This window comes from Pedobacter lusitanus, assembly GCF_040026395.1.
GTDB lineage: Bacteria > Bacteroidota > Bacteroidia > Sphingobacteriales > Sphingobacteriaceae > Pedobacter > Pedobacter lusitanus.
Window position 1 is genome coordinate 2,498,787 of record NZ_CP157278.1, and the last position, 18,264, is coordinate 2,517,050.

The window sequence follows — 18,264 nt, forward strand, 5'->3', positions numbered from 1 at the left end:
AATAGAATAACATGAAGTCTCACATTTTGTTTACTTTTGCAGCAATATGAGCACAATAGTTAAAAATCCTAAAAATTCATTCACTGTCATGAATGAATTGGTACTACCCAACGATACCAATACGCTAAACAATTTAATGGGTGGCAGGTTACTGCACTGGATGGATATCGCCGCTGCGATTTCTGCACAAAAACACTGTAACCGGATTGTAGTTACTGCTTCAGTGGACAATGTATCTTTTAAACAACCTATTAAATTAGGTGATGTAATTACAATTGAAGCTAAGGTAACCCGTGCTTTTCATACTTCTGTAGAAGTCCGTATGGATGTATGGGCAGAAAACATTCCTTCAGGAACCCGTGTTAAATCTAATGAAGCTTATTATACTTTTGTAGCAGTAGACCAGAGCGGCAGAACAATTCCTGTCCCTGAGTTGTTACCAGAAACAGAAGATGAAATTGAATTATTTGCCGGTGCATTAAGAAGAAGACAACTACGTTTGATTCTGGCTGGTAAAATGAAAGCTAATGACGCTATTGAACTGAAAGCTTTATTCTTCAACGAGTAAAAGACATTTAAATTTATTGGATAAATTTAAAGCTTTCAATATTTTAAACGAATAATATGACCACGTACACTACACTGATTATTCTGAGCGGACTGGTCATATTTTCTTACCTGTTTGATTTAGTAGCCAGCAAAACAAAATTACCATCCGTATTATTACTGCTATTACTGGGCATTGGTTTACGTGTACTGGTCGATCAGCTGCATTTCCAGACCTTTGACTTTTTAAAAGTTCTCCCGACATTAGGTACTGTCGGACTGATTTTAATAGTTTTTGAGGGAGCCCTGGAATTAAAATATGAGCGGGAAAAGAATAAACTGATCCGGGGTGCATTTTTGTCTGCATTTTTTATTCTGACTGCAACGGTAACGGTAATCACATTTATTATTCACCAGATCACCGGACAGGATCTTTACCGCTGTTTTACCAATGCAATTCCATTTAGTGTAATCAGCTCAGCAATAGCTATCCCATCGGCTGCTGCTTTAACAGGGCAAAGCAAAGAGTTTATCATTTATGAATCTTCATTTTCTGATATACTGGGGATCATCTTATTTAATTTTGCTGTTTCCAATCCTCATATCTCTGTTTCTTCTTTTACAGGTTTGGGATTAAGCACGTTGCTTATCATCGTCTTATCAATTATCTCCTGTATATTATTGCTTTACCTGATGGGGAAGATATCACATCATATCAAATTCTTCCTGATTATCTCGATACTGATCCTGGTCTATGCTGTTGGACAATCCTATCATTTATCCTCACTGGTATTGGTATTGTCTTTCGGACTGTTTCTCAATAATGCCGATGCGATTGAACATTTCTATTTCAGAAGTCTTTTCATTTATAAGAATTTATCGAGAGATCTTGAACAGCTGCATCAGCTATCGGCAGAAAGTGCTTTTATTATCCGGACTTTTTTCTTTGTCATCTTCGGTTTTACCATGAATATCTATGAACTGAATAACAGCATCACGATCATGAATGGCATATTTATTCTGATGACTATCTACCTGATCCGGATTATTTATCTCAAATTATTCAGAAAAGAGAACAGTGGTACGGAGAGCGTAATTGCTCCCCGCGGACTGATCAGTATTTTATTGTATTATAATTTACCTCCGTCATTAAGATTGCCGGAAATAGGTACCTCATTCTTATTTCTTGTAGTACTGGGTTCAAGTTTAGTCATGAGTATAGGTCTTTTGGCGAGCAAAAAAATGATCAAAGCTGAGCAGCCTGCTTAGCTGCCCATTTCCAGTATTTTATCAAACTCATTGGCTTTCAGCTCCATCACAGAAAGACGTCCTTGTCTGACCAGTGAAATATCTTTAAGACTTTCTTCAGCCTTGATCTGCTCCAGTGTAACCGGATGTTTCAATGATTCTACAGGTGCAAGGTCAACAACAACCCAGTTCGCATCATCTGTAGTTGGGTCCTGATAAAATTCTCTCACTACCTTAGCAATCCCCACAATATGTTTGCCTTCATTACTATGATAGAAAAGAACAAGATCTCCTTCTTTCATTAATTTGAGATTATTACGTGCCTGATAATTACGTACGCCATCCCAAAAGGTACGTCCATCTTTATTAAACTGCTCCCAGCTATATTTAAAAGGTTCTGATTTGACTAAGAAATAATTCATGATGTATCTGCTTTAATAAAGCCGGCAGGAAGAAAATGTTAAGATGAAAACAATCAATCTCCCCGGGCTTATAATTCAAATCCAAAACTAATAAAAGAGAAAGGATATGTGGTTAAATAAATAACACAAAATCAAATTGAGCAACCCTGCAGGTACAAAACCTTTAGCTGCTGACGCCTTTATTGCCTCAGATCTGCTTGTTCTTTATCAGCTAAAAAACCTATAGTGCTAATGAATCATTTTAAACAACAGTTCTTTCAGCAGCTCTCCATCTGTTACGTTACCTGTACTGTCCACTCCTTTACTTTTTAAATCATATTCTCTGAGCAGACTGATAATATCAAATGTCTTATTGAGATTATAACTTCTGGCAGCAGCTTCATAATCCTTCACGAAATACGGATTTACACCTAATTCTTTGGCTGCATCTCCCTTGTTCTGTAAGTAATGGTATTTCAATATCTTGGAAAAGTAGCTGTTCAGGTTTGCCATCACCATCACCATAGGATTAGCTTTGGGATTGTCGGCAAAATAATTAATAATCTGATTACATTTCAGCACATTTCTGGAAGCTAAAGCCTTCTGCAGCTCAAAGACATTATATTCTTTACTGATTCCTATGTTCCGCTGTACCAGATCTGTATCAATAACTGTTTCTTTACTGATATTTAATAATAGTTTTTCTATCTCATTTGAGATTTTGGATAAGTCCGCTCCAAGATACTCTGCCATCAAAGCTGATGCCTGAGGTGCTATTTTTGCACCCATCTCTTTAACGAGATCTTCAATCCACTGAGCCAGCTTATAATCTCTTACCGGATCTGACTGAAAAACTACCCCGCTTTTGGTAATTGATTTGAATATCTTTTTACGCTTATCAAAATTTGCATATTTATACCCCAGGACAAGAATTGTACTGTCCAGTGGTTTCTCAAAATAATTCTGGATAAACTCAGCTTCTTTACTGCTTCCTTCAGTTTCTTTTGACCATCTCAGGTCCTGCGCTTCTTTAACTACTATCAGTTGATAATCTGACATCATCGGATAACGCTTCGCTGCATTTAAAATAGTAGCCATGTCTGTATCTTTACCATATAATACAGTTTGATTGAACCCTTTCTCCATATCATTCAATATATGATCTTCCATATAATGAATAATCTGATCGATATAATAAGGTTCCTCACCATGCAAAAGATAAACAGGCTTGAATTTTTTAGCTTTAAGGTCTTTGATAATATCAGCAGCAGTCATAATTATCCAAATGTAACGGCTAATTACTAATTATTAAAGGTTATTTTTGCACAAATGGCATTTACACCTACCGCATTGAATTTACCGCATCACCCTTTCAGGATAACTGAAAAGGAAGAACAGTACTTTATTTTTGATGAAGTCAGAAAAAAACATCTTGTTTTAACTCCGGAAGAATGGGTAAGACAGCACTTTATACATTATCTGATCAAAGATAAAAAGTTCCCGAAATCACTGATACAGATTGAAGGGGGGCTGAGTCTGAACCAGCTACAGAAAAGAACTGATATAGTTATTTTTAATACTTCTGGGGAAAGGATTATGGTGATTGAGTGTAAAGCTCCGTCAATTAAAATTTCTCAAAGTGTATTTGATCAGGCAGCAAGATATAATTCTATTCATAAGGCCAGATGGCTGGTGGTGACTAATGGGTTGAAACATTGTTATGCTCACATTAATCATGCTTCTTCACAATTCCTGTTTGTTGAAGAACTGCCTGAGTACGGGCTGTTATAAAAAACATTTCAACACCAGAAATTTCCTCATTCATGAAACACAGTACATCGCCTGGTTTAGAAATTGCTTATAATATTTATTCCCGATAATCGGTCAATCCGGATATCAATATACCTTCAATTTCATTACTTATTAATGCTCCCAATTGGTGGCGGACTGCTGCTTCCGCCAATTCTTTGGAAGCTAATAAAGTCAATTTTATTATCACTATCAGTTCTGAACTGAAAATCAGCATTAATTCCTTCTATTTTTGCAATCAAAAAATAACTGTAAAGTCTGTATGATTTTGTCTTAAAATGTGCGGATTTGAATCCTCCGGTCATCCCCTTAATTTGCTTTAAATATGATCTGAGTCCTTCTTTAGTTACTTTCTTTTGATACCTTGACGAAAAAGAATCGAAAATATCATCATACTTCTGACTATTAAATTGAGCTACGAATTTCTTTGCGGCATCCTCTGCATATTTATCTTGTGCAAATACTGAAAATGAGGATAATGATACAATAATTAATAAGATTGAGGATTTCATCTGCATTATGTTTGATGCAATTTAATCAATAAAAATCCTTTCCAAAAGAATCAAAATTACATTCCTCCCATTCATGGTTCCTACCCTAAGAATTTGAAACTTATGGAAAGTAATCAATAAATCATCAGTTATCTGAAAGTATTGATTAACACCATAAACGATGGAAAAGAAAGATATGAACCTGCAGGCGAAACCATAGGTATAATGATATCATAATACAAGGATATATAGACTTCAGAGCTCCCAGAAAAAACAAGAAACACATACATATATAGACATCTAAATATCAATACACTCATATACCTATAACAGTGCTAAAGTAAACGACAATCACTCGTTTTATAGCCAGGAACATCGATATATCTATTTACCAGACATAATTATCTATAACATCTGATAATCACCAGCCATGCACAATTACATCTAGATATCTACACATCAGTATATAAACATATACTTAAACTCGCAATTTAATCGACTACAATTCAAAAACACAGAGAAATCAGAATGTCTTTATATCAATATACAATGACAAGATAAACTCGGAATCAGATGTGTTAATATAATTATATCCTGATATCAAAACATCAACAGAAATAACAAAAGCTTTAACAAAACACAGAAAAAGACATCTTAACACATAAATATCTAGATATCAGAACATCTTATAACAGCTTAATAAAAACAGATTAAACACTTATTATCAGAAGATTAACAAACAACACAAAACATCAGGGCACCTGAATAAACATAATACATCAAAACACATTAACATCAAAACATATAGATATCAAAACACCTATATCTCATGAACTACCAATAATCTGTTTATAAATTTATAAAGGCTATCAGGGATCCCCCCTACCCGGCGCATCATCACTTAACGACAAAAGCACATGATGTAATAGACCACAGCTGCACACCGACAATGATCAGGAGAAAGAAACCCTCAAGAGAAAACGGAGTAACTTCCGTTATCCTGACAGCATTTTAAACCCAAAAATTCAACAAAAAAAGAAGGTCTTGTACCCAGGTAATAGTTCCCTAATGGAACGCGTCACCTAAATACAAGACCTTCTTTTTTTACTAATTTACAAACTTAAAAGAGACTCCTGGATAATAGCAATCTTAGCTTCTGCATCTGCTTTTTTATTACGCTCATTCTGAATGATCTCCGGTTTGGCATTTTGCACAAACCTCTCATTACTCAGTTTAGCATCAACAGATTTCAGGAATCCTTGCAGATAAACCAATTCTCCATTCAATCTTTCACGTTCAGCTTCTACATCAATTGTTTCATTCAGCTGGATAAAGAACTCATCGTTTCCAACCATAAATGCAGTTGCACCAGCTACCTTATCGTTTACAAAATCGACTGCTGTAATGTTAGCCAGTTTAGAAATAATTGTTAACCATTTATCATAAGCTAAAGCAGAATTTACTTTGATACTCAAAGGCAATCCTTCTTTAGGAGAAATCTGTTTAGTGTTACGGACGTTACGAACCTCCGCAACTATTCCTTTTACAATTTCAACATCCTTGAGCAGGGATAAATCTGCCGAACCTACTACAGGATATGGCGCCACAATAATGCAGTCCATCTCTCCTTTTGTTCCAAATATTTCATCATGCCATAATTCTTCAGTGATAAATGGCATAAACGGATGAAGCAGGCTTAATATTTTTTCAAAGAAACCAATGGTTGCTTTTAAGGATACAGGATCAATAGGGTGCTGATAAACAGGTTTTACCATTTCCAGATACCATGCACAGAAATCATCCCAAACCAGTTTATAAGTAGTCATCAGTGCTTCTGATAAACGGTACTGCTTATAGTTATCTTCAATTTCAGCAAGTGCCTCATTAAAACGGTTCTCAAACCATAAAATAGCCTGTTCATTAGGATTCGCTAAAGTCTCGTCAACCTCCCATCCTTTTACCAGACGGAAAGCATTCCAGATTTTATTAGCAAAATTTCTTCCCTGTTCACAGTAACTCTCATCAAACATCAGGTCATTACCTGCAGGAGAACACAATAGCATCCCTACCCTTACACCATCTGCACCATATTTCTCGATCAAACCAATCGGATCAGGGGAATTCCCCAATGATTTAGACATTTTACGACCCAATTTATCACGTACGATACCAGTCAGATAAACATTTGTGAATGGTTTCTTACCCATAAACTCATGGCCTGCCATAATCATACGCGCTACCCAGAAGAACAAAATCTCCGGAGCAGTTACCAGATCATTAGTTGGATAATAATAATTGATGTCCTTATTTCCCGGATCCTTCAGGCCATTGAATACTGACATCGGCCATAACCATGAAGAAAACCAGGTATCCAGTACATCATCATCCTGTCTGATAAAAGCTGCAAGCTGATGTTTAAAACCATTTGCTTCTTCTTCAGTAAATTTGCCATCAATATCTTTAAGCTTTAAGAATTCATTTAAAGCATCTTCTTTAGTTTTTGCAACTACCCAGTCTCCTTTATCATCAAACCAGGCCGGGATACGCTGCCCCCACCATAACTGACGGCTGATATTCCAGTCCCTTACATTTTCCATCCAGTGACGGTAGGTATTTGTAAATTTCTCCGGAATAAGTTTGACATCACCATTCAATACATCTTCTAATGCAGGCTTAGCCATTTCGTCCATTTTACAGAACCATTGTAAGGAAAGCTTAGGCTCAATCGCTGCATCTGTACGTTCAGAGAATCCAATCTGTGATTTATAGTCTTCTACTTTTTCCAGATGACCAGCCTCGTCCAATAATACAGCTATTTTTTTACGGGCAACAAAACGGTCTTCTCCTACCAGAATAACAGCAAGTTCATTTAGAGTACCGTCATCATTTAATATATCTATTACCGGAAGTTTATGCTTCACACCGAGTTCATAATCATTCAGATCATGCGCTGGTGTTACTTTTAAACAGCCAGTACCAAAATCCATAGTTACATACTCATCTTCAATAATTGGAATCTCTCTGTTGATTAAGGGAACAAAAACTTTTTTTCCTTTCAGATGAGTATAACGCTCGTCATTAGGATTGATACAGATTGCCGCATCAGCCATAATTGTTTCGGGACGCGTAGTAGCTATCGTCAAAAATTCAGTGTCTGCACCAGTAGCCGGAGAGATAGAATATTTGATATAGTATAATTTCTGGTTTACTTCCTTACGGATTACTTCTTCATCAGAAACAGCTGTTTTACCAGCAGGATCCCAATTTACCATACGTACACCACGGTAAATTTTTCCTTTTTTATACAAATCAATAAAGCAGTCAATTACCGACTCTGAAAGATCGTCTTCCATAGTGAAACGTGTCCGGTCCCAGTCACAGCTGGCTCCCAGTTTCTTCAGCTGATCGAGGATAATACCACCGTATTTTTCTTTCCACTCCCAGGCATAGGTCATGAATTCATCACGTGTCAGGTCTTTTTTACTGATTCCTCTTTCTTTCAGCATGGCAACTACCTTAGCCTCTGTAGCGATAGAAGCATGGTCAGTACCCGGTACCCAACATGCATTTTTACCCTGCATACGTGCGCGGCGAATCATCACATCCTGAATGGTATTGTTAAGCATGTGGCCCATATGTAAAACACCAGTGACGTTTGGTGGAGGAATTACAATTGTATAGGGTTCACGTTCATCTGGTTCAGAATGAAAGAACTTTTTCGACAGCCAGTAGCTGTACCATTTATCTTCGGTTTCGGCGGGATCGTATTTAGTAGAAATGCTCATTGATTTTGCTGATTAAAATGCAAAAATAGGGTTTTTAGCGGAAAATATTTAGGCTTTCCATTCTTCGTCCAGAATGGCATATTCAAAACTGTCCATCCATCCGGTTACCAAAGGCAGGATTTGCCGTTTTCTTCCCTCTCTGGTCATACCAGCTTTTTCCAGTACCCGGATAGAAGCCAGATTTTCTACAGCACAACCCGCCTCGATACGATGTAATTTCAAGCGATCAAATCCAAATCTGATTACCGCCAGTATTGCTTCTGTTGCATAACCCTGATTCCAGAAGTCTACGTTAATTTTATACCATATTTCGGCACTGTTAAATTTTGGAGAGGATAATTTCAATGAAACCAATCCTACAAAACCTCCCTTTTCAAATTCCACGGCGAAAGTATAGTTTGTAATTGTTTTTTTCTGGTGATCATTAATCCAGCCATCTACAATTATATTTGTTTCTTCCAGATCTTTAGGAATACCCAATGTATTATACTGATCAGTCTCTGCCAGATGATGCAATACATGTATTGCTTCAAGATCAGCCATTTCCACTAATCTCAGTTTTAGTCTTTCCGTAAAAAATTTCAATACTACCATGAATACTATTTAAGATTTTGCATAAAATAATCAGTTACTTTCTGATAAAGGTGAGTTCTGTCTTTACCAATCACATTATGTTCGTGACCAGGATAGATCATATAATCTACCTGCACATTATTGTCTACAGCTTTCTTTACCAGTTCAACAGTGTGCTGTTGCAAAACAACATTATCCTGTAATCCATGAATAAGTAATAATTTACCTTTCAGTTTTTGAATATTGCTCGTCAGATCTGTTGCTGCATAACCATCAGGATTTTCTTTTGGTGTATCCATATAACGTTCTGTGTACATCGCCTCATAGAAATTCCAGTTCGTAACTGCCCCACCTGCTACAGCAGCTTTAAATACTCCGGGATGGTTAATCATAAAATCTACGGTGTTAAAACCACCGAAACTCCATCCAAACAGCCCCATATTTTTTTCATCTGTATAAGATAAACCTTTCAGATAACCCACAGCAGACATCATATCTTCCATTTGTACATCACCAGCTCTTCTGAACATAGATTGCTCAAATGCTTTACCACGGTTATCACTTCCTCTTGTATCAATAACCATCACTACAAAACCTTGTTCCGCAAGATATTGAAACCAGTAATTACCAGCTCCACCATTCCATTGTTCATGAATTAACTGTGCATGCGAACCGCCATACCAATAAACCACTACAGGGTGTTTTTTAGTGCTGTCTAATCCTACTGGTTTAAATAGGTTGCAATAGATCAGATCTCCCTGTTTTCCTTTAATGGTAAAAATTGATGACTCTCCCAGTTGATAATCTTTCAACGGATCAGCTGCCTGCAACAACTGTTTTTTCAGACCTTTTTTAACGGTTATCAATTCAGTAGTACCCGGATTCTTAGTTGTACTGAAATAATCAATCACAGTATTTCCAGATGTACTTACTTCAGTCTTATGCGTAGCAAAACCGGTAGTAACCCTTGTTGATTTACCAGATTTAATATTCACAGCATATAAATTTCTGGTAATTGGTGACTCTTCAGTTGACTCATAAAACAAATTATCGCCAGTAGCATCGAAGCCCTTTACTTCTGTGACCTCCCACTTCCCTTTAGTCAATTGTTTAATCAGTTTCCCAGCCGTATTATATAAGTACAAATGATTCCAGCCATCTCTGTTGCTTTGCCAGATAAATTGTTGCGGGTCATTTTTCAAAAAGAACACAGGCACCAATGGTTCTACATATTTCTCATCTCTTTCTTCAAAAAGAGTTTTAATGTAATTACCGGTCTGCGCATCGAACTGTTTAAGTTCCATTTGATTTTGTCCGCGGTTTAAAACTGCGATATAAACAAATTTATCATCCGGGCTCCAGGCTATATTGGTCAGATACTGTTCTGCCGGCTCTCCGGTTTTAAGATAAATGACCGTTTGAGTCTGCGTATTATAAACTCCTACAGTTACCTCATGGATTTTATCACCGGCCATAGGGTACTTAATATTAACATTTTTTGCCGGACGGGTAGTCCAGTCTATAATAGGATAATCAGCGACCATACTTTGATCCATCCGGTAAAAAGCAAGCTGTTTACCATTATTACTCCAGAAAGTTCCTTTTGAAATCCCAAATTCATCTCTGTGTACCGAAGAAGCATAAACGATATTACCCGTTCCGTCATTAGTTACCTGCTTCGCTGTTTTACCATCATTAACAAACAAATTATAATGATCCAGATAAGCTGTATAACCGGCAATACTTCTTTCTGCTTTATCCTGACCTGCTAACTTACTATCCATTAATACTGCAAAAGTATTTTTCACCGGATCATAGGCCAGTAGTGAACCTTTTACGGTAAGTAACCATTCTTTACTTTTATTAAATGTAATGGCTGGCATAGCCTGTAACGTTTCCTGCCCGGCTGAACTTAATTTCTGATTGAGCTGCGTTAAAGTCAGAAAAGGCTGATCTTCTTTTTGAGCCGAACTGCCTTTAAACCAAACCTTCTCACCGCCAACTATTTTTGTATAAACATAATCTTCTGTTCCATAAAGGAATTGCAGATTCTCTAATTTTTCAGGAGCAAGCGTTGTACGTATCTTAGACATTGCATCAAGCATACTCAGGCTTTTCTGCTGACCGTTTACAATTATGGTTGCAGATAGCAACAGTAGAAATAAAACCAGTTTCTTCATTAATTTAAATTTGATGGCCAAATATAGCAATTATGGTGTACCGGGGTGAATTTTACCCAATTTGAAAAATAACCAGGAGCCTGTTTCAGTTCAGCTGATAAAATTGTTTGCAGCTTAATTTAAAAGGTTCTTAATAAACTAATTTTTCATATCTGCACAATAATAAATGTTAAAATATGTTAATACAGTATCAATTCATCAGGTTATATTTTATGAAAGCGATCAAAGTATTCCTTCTTCCAGGACTAATCATCAAAAAACTAGGATTGACCAAGCTCTACTACTGGTTCAATAAATAGTACCATCAACTCCCGGATTCAGTAATATTTTCATTAGAATAAGCTTTTGTAAATCTCATTTGTTATTTTGAGCCAACATTGCCTTCCCGTATGATTTCTGTTTATACAAAATTTAACCTGATTCGTTTTTGGGTGGCAGATCTTATTAAAAACAAATGATGAATACAAGACACCTGAAAGGCTACTTTGCCATTTTAGGAATATTAGCGGCAAGCTATTCTTCCTATGCACAAACAGCTCCTAAAAAGTTCATAGATCCGGCAAACATGGATCTTACAGTGAAACCAGGAGACGATTTCTACGAATATGCAAGTGGAAACTGGATCAAGAACAATCCAGTTCCTGCCAAAGAAACACGCTGGGGAAGTTTCAATGAATTAAGAGATTTTAATATTAATGCTGTAAAAAGTGTTGTAGAAGAAGCCGCTGCAGACCGTTCTGCACCAGCCGGATCAGTAAAAAAACGTGTTGGCGATTTTTATGCCGCCGCAATGGACAGCATTACGATAGAAAAATTAGGCTATACCCCTATCAAAGCTGATTTGTCAAGAATTAATAAGATTAAAGATATTCAGGGAATACTTGATGAAGTCATCACTATGAGAGTTTCAGGCATAGGAGCACCTATGTATGGATTCTATGTTGGCCAGGATAGAAAAAATGTAAATAAATATGTAGCACAACTTGGCCAGGGAGGAACCACCCTGCCTGATCGTGATTATTATTTAAAGGATGACAGCAGGGTATTAAAGATCCGTGAGGCTTACCTGAACTATATGACTACCTTATTTACGCTAACCGGAAGCTCTGCTACTGAAGCAAAACAAAAAGCAAATACTGTACTTGCTATAGAGAAAAAATTGGCTGAAGCCCAGATGTCACGTCTTGAAATGCGTGATCCTTATAAAACATATAATAAATTTACTGTTGCTGCTTTTGAGAAAACTACGCCAAACATTAACTGGACTGCTACCTTACCAAAACTTCTGGCAAAGGGACAGGATACTGTTTTGGTAGGTTCTCCAAAATTCTTTGTCAGCCTGAATGAAATGTTGTCTGCTGTTCCGGTATCCGACTGGAAAACTTATCTGGAATGGAACGTACTTAAGAACTCTGCAGCAAATCTGAGTTCTCCTTTTGTAAAAGCCAACTTTGCTTTTAATCAGGCACAGACAGGCCAGAAAGTACAAACACCAAGATGGCAAACCATGTCGTCTAAAACTGATGGATCACTGGGTGAATTATTAGGACAGTTATATGTAGCTAAATATTTCAAACCTGAGGCTAAAGCGCGTATGACAGAAATGATCAAAAACCTGCGTTCTGCATTTGAAACCAGAATCAAAGGATTGGAATGGATGAGTGATGTAACTAAAGAAAAAGCTTTAGCTAAATTGAATGCCTTTGTACCTAAAATAGGTTATCCGGATAAATGGAAGAACTATGAAGGTTTAAATATTGATCGCAAAACTTATTTCCAGAACCTCAGAAATGTAGGCACATGGGGATACAACGATATGGTTAGCCAGTTAGGCAAACCTGTAGACCGTACCAGATTCGGAATGACCCCTCCTACAGTTAATGCTTATTATAGCCCTACAATGAACGAGATCGTATTCCCGGCCGGAATTCTACAGTTCCCTTTCTTTGCTGCAAATGCAGATGATGCAATCAACTATGGCGGTATAGGTGCGGTAATTGGTCATGAGATGTCTCATGGTTTTGATGATAGCGGAAGTCAGTATGATAAAGACGGCAATCTACGTAACTGGTGGACAGATCAGGATCGTACTAAATTTGAAGCTAAAACAAAAGCACTGGGCGAACAATACGATTCTTACACTGTGTTGGATACTATTCATGTGAATGGTAAACTGACTATGGGCGAAAACATTGGTGATTTAGGCGGCTTAAATGCTGCTTATACTGCGTTCAAATTAACCAAACAAGGACAATCTGAAGAAAAAATCGACGGTTTTACTCCTGATCAGCGTTTCTTCCTTTCCTGGGCACAGGTATGGAGAGGCAATATCTTACCTGACAATGCAGCACAGCTGATTAAAACTGATCCGCATTCTCCGGGAGAATTCAGAACGATTGGTGCTCCGGTAAACATGGACGCCTGGTACAAAGCATTTGATGTGAAACCAGGTGATAAACTATACAAAAAACCAGAAGACAGAATCAGACTCTGGTAATTCCATCAAAAGAAAAACGCCGCTACTTTAACTCAGTAGCGGCGTTTTTTTATGATTCAGAATTTGTGCTTACACAGGTAACTAAAATCTGGTTAAAACTTTTCTACCCAGATCAAAGGTTAGCCTGAATGCCTGTTGACTGCTCATTCTTGACGGAGTATTGTGCAAACTAAAAACGAACGATCCTTTAATATTTTTAAATATTAAAGGGGTATAGATTAAGTCTAATCTGTTGTAGGTCTTATTCTGATAGAACCCATCTCCATAGTTGATACGTGACCCCTGACCTTTATAAAATTCATCAAATAGAGCAAAACGTTTATAACCCAGATAAGCGCTGGCTACGAATCCTTTGGGCGTATTCAGGTCTGTTACATCTCTGATTCTTTCAATAGAAACCATAGCTCCGGCTTCAATAGTTAAAGAATCCAGCACTGTTTTATGACTAAAATCCAGCCCCAGTTTTACTTGCAGCCCGCCATTATCTTCTATATGATCACCAGCCTGTTCATTCGAAGTATAGGCATTATGCATCAACTGAAAATAATGAGACACATAAAAAGGACCAGTAGTCACCGGACGATACTTACCCGACAAGCCAACTAAAAACTGTTCACGGTCAGTTGCTGTCTGTTTACTCAGCCAGTCAATCCATACTGTTTCAGTAAAATGTTCATTTTTATAACTTAACAACATCCCCTGCACATTCGGACGGTAGTAGCGTAGCGTATCATTTAATAGCGCCCGCGGATAATCACTAAGCAAGCCTTCTCTTGAAAATGCTCCGATGTTAAAATTCCAGTTCTTATTTCTATAGTTATAATAAGCAACAGGATCTACTTTCATGAATCTCCTTGAACCAAATTCATGTAGTGCATTTACCCCAACAATAAAACGGTTATTACTGTCCAGGTTTAATCCCAGGTCTAATGCCAGCCTGGTACCAGAGTAAGTATTAGATCTGGAAACATAATCTTTATATTCCCTGTTATCCATAAAACCCATACCGTTAAAATGGATATCAAGGCTTCCCTGCGCGAATGTTATAGTACTTGAAAATATTGAAATAATAATAATCAGGTAAACTTTCTTAGTCATAAAATGTATTTTAAATATATTGTTCTTGTATTTTCTTTGATAGCTTGCTCAAAACAAGCAGCCTTGATTCTGCAATTCTTCTTTTTAATTCTGTGTCTGATAGCACATCAAAGCTACCTATGCCTATCCACTGTCCTCTGGCCAGATGTTTTGCCTGCATAATTCCATCCCTTGCAACCAGTTGTTCAAATTCTTCAGGATTAATTTTTAAGGCCAGACCACCAGTTGACAGTGAATTCATCACAAATATCTTTTTCCCGATCATGAAACAAAGACTATCATCCCACTTGATTTCTTCTGTAGTTCCCGGAAGGCTGAGACAGTAGTCCCTGAACATTTCAACATCCATCTTAGTAATTTGCTGCTAATCTACAAAGCTTGTTTAGAATTTATGTGGTATTTTTGTAGAAATGAATATCATCACCCAAACCGCAGACGGCTCCAATACTTTATACAATGAAACCATTGGAGAGCACTATCACTCCAAACATGGCGCATTACAGGAAAGCAAACATGTTTTTATTGATGCCGGATTAAAACAGGCCGAATTTCAATTCCCCGGACAACTGATCTCTATATTGGAAATAGGCTTCGGTACCGGTCTGAATTTCCTGCTCACCTCAGCTTATGCTGATGAACATGGCCTCTCTATCAATTATACCGGAATAGAAGCTTATCCTTTAAGTAAGGAAGAACTTACCTCAACACAATATAATCAATATGTTCCGGTGCCGATCTGGGACAACCTGATGAACGTTTACACTAAAGCATTATGTTCAGCCACCTCATTAAATGCGGATCAGGAACTAACTATTGCCCATACCACACTGGAAGCTTTTAAGTCTGAGAAACTATTTGATCTGGTATACTTTGATGCCTTCTCTGTACAGCATCAGCCAGAAATGTGGTCAGACGAGATTATTTGTCACGTTTGCTCATTTCTAAAGCCCAATGGAATTTTTGTTACCTATGCAATTACAGGAAAACTAAAACGCGCACTGAAGAGCTGTGGTATGAAAATTGAAAAACTTCCTGGTGCTCCCGGGAAAAGAGAAATGCTGCGCGCAATTAAAGTTCTTGCCGAACAAACAACGGTTTAATTTACAAATCCCGGACTAAACTTGAACTTCTGTCAATTAAATTTGTTTTCAGGCCAATCTTTGAGGCTCTTAAAAATCCTGCAGGTTATTTGATCTGTATCCTTGAGAGTGCTTCCCGGAAAACCACATAGGGTATACCCGGGGATAAGACCTATACTGATAAAACTATCATGTGCGAACTGATTGAGCCGGAATTTTCGCCGGCTCCTGAACACAAATTCAATAGAGAAATTGTGAGAAGAATGGATAAGTACAAGATAGTCTTATGGTAATTAAAGACGAATTAATACCGATGAAAACAAATATTTTACAGATGGAAAAAAGAAAATTAGGTAATACAGATTTGCTGGTTTCGCCGGTAACTTTTGGAGGAAATGTTTTTGGATGGACGTTAGATGAGAAAAAATCTTTTGAAGTTCTGGATGGTTTTATAGAAGCAGGTTTTAATTTTATTGATACAGCGGATGTATATTCCAGGTGGGTACCGGAAAATAAGGGTGGTGAGTCTGAAACTATTATTGGAAACTGGATTAAGGCACGTAATAACCGTAATCAGATTATACTGGCAACCAAGGTAGGCAGTAATATGGATGTAAACGGGAAGAAATGTCTTTCAAAAAAATATATACTGGAAGCTGTTGATGCCTCTTTGTTAAGATTAAAAACAGACTATATCGATCTTTATCAATCTCATTACGATGATCCCGAAACCCCTGTACAGGAGACACTGGAAGCTTACGATCAACTGATCAGGGCCGGAAAAGTACGCTGGATAGGTGCATCCAACTTTAGTCCTGAAAGATTTAAAGAATCATTGGAAACAAGTCAGCGTTTAAGCTTACCAAAATATCAGACTTTCCAGCCGGAATATAATCTGTACAAAAGAGAAGAATTTGAAAAACAGATGGAGCAAATCTGTCTGGATCACCATATTGGCGTAATCAATTATTATGCACTGGCAAGTGGTTTCCTAACCGGAAAATATCGTTCGGAAGCAGACCTCAGCAAAAGCCAGCGAGGTGGTGCTGTAAAAGATTTTATGAATCCAAGAGGATTCAGAATTCTGAAGGCACTTGATGAAGTTTCAGAACAATACAATTCCTCACTTGCAAGTGTCGCCATAGCCTGGTTAATTGCCAGACCATCGGTCACCTCGCCAATTGCAAGTGTAACTAGTCTGAATCAGTTAAAAGATCTGACTAGGGCTGCATCTTTAAAACTTAATATAGAAGATATATCCATCCTGGACGAAGCAAGTGCCTGGAAATAATGTAAAAAGTAAATCGTATTTGTAATGCCCTGCCAAAATAATTGGCAGGGCATTTGTTTTTAGCAAGACTTTATCATTAAATTCACCTACAAATGAAATACATCTCCCCTCCTTTTTATGCCAAACTTGCTTTGGTCTTATTTTCAATTATTGCACTCGGATATCTGGCAATATTAGGTCATAGTCTTCTTGCCCCTTTGCTGGCCTCCTTTTTACTGGCCTTATTATTATTGCCACTGGCAAATTTTCTGGAGAAAAAATGGAAATTCAAAAGGAGCCTGGCTTCTATAGTATCAGTTGTACTGATGATAGCTGTAATTTCTGGTATTATGTTCTTTCTGGCTAATCAGCTAAGCGATTTAGGCCAGGACTGGCCTTTGTTAAAGGAACAGGCGGTACATTCCTTTGAAGCTCTGCAGATCTGGGTATCTCATACTTTTAACGTAAATGCCCATAAGCAAATCGATTATTTACAGGAAAGTGCGACTAAAGCATTGGCCTCCAGCGCTACGGTAGTAGGAGCTACACTGATGACTTTATCCTCTACATTATTGTTTCTGGCTTTCCTTTTATTGTTCACTTTCTTTATTTTAAATTACCGCCGTATCCTTTTCACTTTTCTAATCAGTGTGTTTAAAGAAGAACATTCAGAAAAAGTCAAACAAATTGTGGAGCAAATTCAGTACATAATTAAACGTTATATCCTGGGGCTGTTTCTTCAGATGTTAATCGTGACTGCATTAACAGTTGTTGTATTATCACTTCTGGGAGTAAAATATGCGGTGCTGCTAGGTCTGATTACTGGTATTTTTAACCTTGTACCCTACCTTGGGATTTTTTCTTCCTTACTGATCAGTGTGCTGATTACTTTCGCTACTGCCGGTGCAACCAAAGTTCTGTTTGTCATCATAGCTTACGTTGCGATCCATACACTGGATGGTAATATTCTGATGCCATTGGTGGTAGGCTCAAAAGTAAAAATCAATGCATTATTTGCCTTCATTGGAATTGTTGTAGGAGAAATGATATGGGGAATTTCAGGTATGTTTTTATGTATTCCTTACCTGGCTATACTTAAGATTATATTTGACCGTGTCGATGAATTAAAACCATGGGGTATTTTACTTGGCGAACAGGAAAAACCACAGCGAAAACGAAAGGTATACCAGATCACTAAAAAAATAAAACTCGAAGAACCCGAGTAACACCGCAAAGATTTTAACCAGACCCATTCTTTTAAATAGGATGGGTTTGGTATTTTAGCGC

General features: G+C 37.4%; 15 protein-coding genes. 7 read left to right on the forward strand and 8 right to left on the reverse strand.

All coding sequences use genetic code 11. The annotated features are described in order from the left end of the window. Positions 1-46 precede the first annotated feature (46 nt). Positions 47-568 carry an acyl-CoA thioesterase gene (locus PL_RS10545; RefSeq protein ID WP_052496366.1) on the forward strand — a complete coding sequence of 174 codons (522 nt, stop codon included), beginning with the start codon at positions 47-49 and terminating at the stop codon, positions 566-568. 56 nt (positions 569-624) lie between these two features. Next, entirely contained in the window at positions 625-1,815 is a 1,191-nt protein-coding gene (locus tag PL_RS10550) for a cation:proton antiporter (RefSeq protein ID WP_041882934.1), read from the forward strand. On the opposite strand, the gene PL_RS10555 is transcribed toward PL_RS10550, so the two are convergent. Continuing rightward, positions 1,812-2,216, reverse strand: coding sequence for an EVE domain-containing protein (locus tag PL_RS10555; protein WP_041882935.1), 405 nt, complete (start codon positions 2,214-2,216; stop codon positions 1,812-1,814). The two genes, PL_RS10550 and PL_RS10555, sit on opposite strands and share 4 nt — an antisense overlap. Before the next feature lie 228 nt (positions 2,217-2,444). Continuing rightward, complete coding sequence (gene holA, locus PL_RS10560) at positions 2,445-3,470, reverse strand: DNA polymerase III subunit delta (protein ID WP_041882936.1); 1,026 nt, start codon at positions 3,468-3,470, stop codon at positions 2,445-2,447. A 54-nt stretch (positions 3,471-3,524) separates the two neighbouring features. On the opposite strand from holA, the gene PL_RS10565 reads away from it, so the two are divergent. Beyond that, positions 3,525-3,986: a type I restriction enzyme HsdR N-terminal domain-containing protein gene (locus PL_RS10565; RefSeq protein ID WP_041882937.1), complete on the forward strand. Its 462-nt coding sequence runs from the start codon at positions 3,525-3,527 to the stop codon at positions 3,984-3,986. Positions 3,987-4,111: 125 nt separating this feature from the next. On the opposite strand, the gene PL_RS10570 is transcribed toward PL_RS10565, so the two are convergent. The 4 genes from PL_RS10570 to PL_RS10585 form a co-directional block, all read right to left on the reverse strand. Then, a complete protein-coding gene (locus PL_RS10570) occupies positions 4,112-4,516 on the reverse strand; it encodes a DUF3887 domain-containing protein (RefSeq protein WP_160292117.1) in 405 nt (134 codons plus the stop codon). A 1,091-nt stretch (positions 4,517-5,607) separates the two neighbouring features. Continuing rightward, the gene (locus tag PL_RS10575; protein WP_041882940.1) at positions 5,608-8,280 is read right to left on the reverse strand and encodes a valine--tRNA ligase; all 2,673 of its coding nucleotides are present in this window, start codon (positions 8,278-8,280) and stop codon (positions 5,608-5,610) included. A 48-nt stretch (positions 8,281-8,328) separates the two neighbouring features. Continuing rightward, on the reverse strand, positions 8,329-8,874 hold the full coding sequence (locus PL_RS10580) for a GNAT family N-acetyltransferase (RefSeq protein WP_041882941.1): 546 nt from the start codon (positions 8,872-8,874) through the stop codon (positions 8,329-8,331). 5 nt (positions 8,875-8,879) lie between these two features. After that, complete coding sequence (locus PL_RS10585) at positions 8,880-11,033, reverse strand: S9 family peptidase (protein ID WP_041882942.1); 2,154 nt, start codon at positions 11,031-11,033, stop codon at positions 8,880-8,882. A gap of 454 nt (positions 11,034-11,487) precedes the next feature. Between PL_RS10585 and PL_RS10590 the strand changes: the two genes are divergently transcribed. Next, positions 11,488-13,530, forward strand: a complete 2,043-nt coding sequence (locus PL_RS10590) for a M13 family metallopeptidase (RefSeq protein WP_410429560.1) — start codon at positions 11,488-11,490, stop codon at positions 13,528-13,530. A gap of 81 nt (positions 13,531-13,611) precedes the next feature. Here PL_RS10590 and PL_RS10595 read toward each other — a convergent pair whose 3' ends face one another. Both PL_RS10595 and PL_RS10600 read right to left on the reverse strand, forming a co-directional pair. After that, positions 13,612-14,628, reverse strand: a complete 1,017-nt coding sequence (locus tag PL_RS10595) for a hypothetical protein (RefSeq protein WP_041882943.1) — start codon at positions 14,626-14,628, stop codon at positions 13,612-13,614. A 10-nt stretch (positions 14,629-14,638) separates the two neighbouring features. Next, entirely contained in the window at positions 14,639-14,977 is a 339-nt protein-coding gene (locus PL_RS10600) for an MmcQ/YjbR family DNA-binding protein (protein WP_041882944.1), read from the reverse strand. A 61-nt stretch (positions 14,978-15,038) separates the two neighbouring features. Between PL_RS10600 and mnmD the strand changes: the two genes are divergently transcribed. From mnmD to PL_RS10615, 3 genes are all read left to right on the forward strand, one after another. Continuing rightward, positions 15,039-15,728 (forward strand): tRNA (5-methylaminomethyl-2-thiouridine)(34)-methyltransferase MnmD, encoded by a 690-nt coding sequence (gene mnmD / locus PL_RS10605; RefSeq protein ID WP_041882945.1) that lies wholly within the window; start codon positions 15,039-15,041, stop codon positions 15,726-15,728. Between the two features lie 313 nt (positions 15,729-16,041). Then, a complete protein-coding gene (locus PL_RS10610; protein ID WP_041882956.1) occupies positions 16,042-16,998 on the forward strand; it encodes an aldo/keto reductase in 957 nt (318 codons plus the stop codon). Positions 16,999-17,090: 92 nt separating this feature from the next. Then, entirely contained in the window at positions 17,091-18,203 is a 1,113-nt protein-coding gene (locus PL_RS10615) for an AI-2E family transporter (RefSeq protein WP_041882946.1), read from the forward strand. The last annotated feature ends 61 nt before the right edge of the window (positions 18,204-18,264 follow it).

Coding starts and splice junctions, on each gene's coding strand:
- PL_RS10555 (WP_041882935.1), bottom strand. CDS start 2,216: ATGAATTATTTCTTAGTCAAATCAGAACCTTTTAAATATAGCTGGGAG.
- PL_RS10575 (WP_041882940.1), bottom strand. CDS start 8,280: ATGAGCATTTCTACTAAATACGATCCCGCCGAAACCGAAGATAAATGG.
- PL_RS10595 (WP_041882943.1), bottom strand. CDS start 14,628: ATGACTAAGAAAGTTTACCTGATTATTATTATTTCAATATTTTCAAGT.
- PL_RS10545 (WP_052496366.1), top strand. CDS start 47: ATGAGCACAATAGTTAAAAATCCTAAAAATTCATTCACTGTCATGAAT.
- PL_RS10615 (WP_041882946.1), top strand. CDS start 17,091: ATGAAATACATCTCCCCTCCTTTTTATGCCAAACTTGCTTTGGTCTTA.
- PL_RS10585 (WP_041882942.1), bottom strand. CDS start 11,033: ATGAAGAAACTGGTTTTATTTCTACTGTTGCTATCTGCAACCATAATT.
- holA (WP_041882936.1), bottom strand. CDS start 3,470: ATGACTGCTGCTGATATTATCAAAGACCTTAAAGCTAAAAAATTCAAG.
- PL_RS10550 (WP_041882934.1), top strand. CDS start 625: ATGACCACGTACACTACACTGATTATTCTGAGCGGACTGGTCATATTT.
- PL_RS10565 (WP_041882937.1), top strand. CDS start 3,525: ATGGCATTTACACCTACCGCATTGAATTTACCGCATCACCCTTTCAGG.
- PL_RS10590 (WP_410429560.1), top strand. CDS start 11,488: ATGATGAATACAAGACACCTGAAAGGCTACTTTGCCATTTTAGGAATA.
- PL_RS10610 (WP_041882956.1), top strand. CDS start 16,042: ATGGAAAAAAGAAAATTAGGTAATACAGATTTGCTGGTTTCGCCGGTA.
- PL_RS10600 (WP_041882944.1), bottom strand. CDS start 14,977: ATGGATGTTGAAATGTTCAGGGACTACTGTCTCAGCCTTCCGGGAACT.
- PL_RS10580 (WP_041882941.1), bottom strand. CDS start 8,874: ATGGTAGTATTGAAATTTTTTACGGAAAGACTAAAACTGAGATTAGTG.
- PL_RS10570 (WP_160292117.1), bottom strand. CDS start 4,516: ATGAAATCCTCAATCTTATTAATTATTGTATCATTATCCTCATTTTCA.
- mnmD (WP_041882945.1), top strand. CDS start 15,039: ATGAATATCATCACCCAAACCGCAGACGGCTCCAATACTTTATACAAT.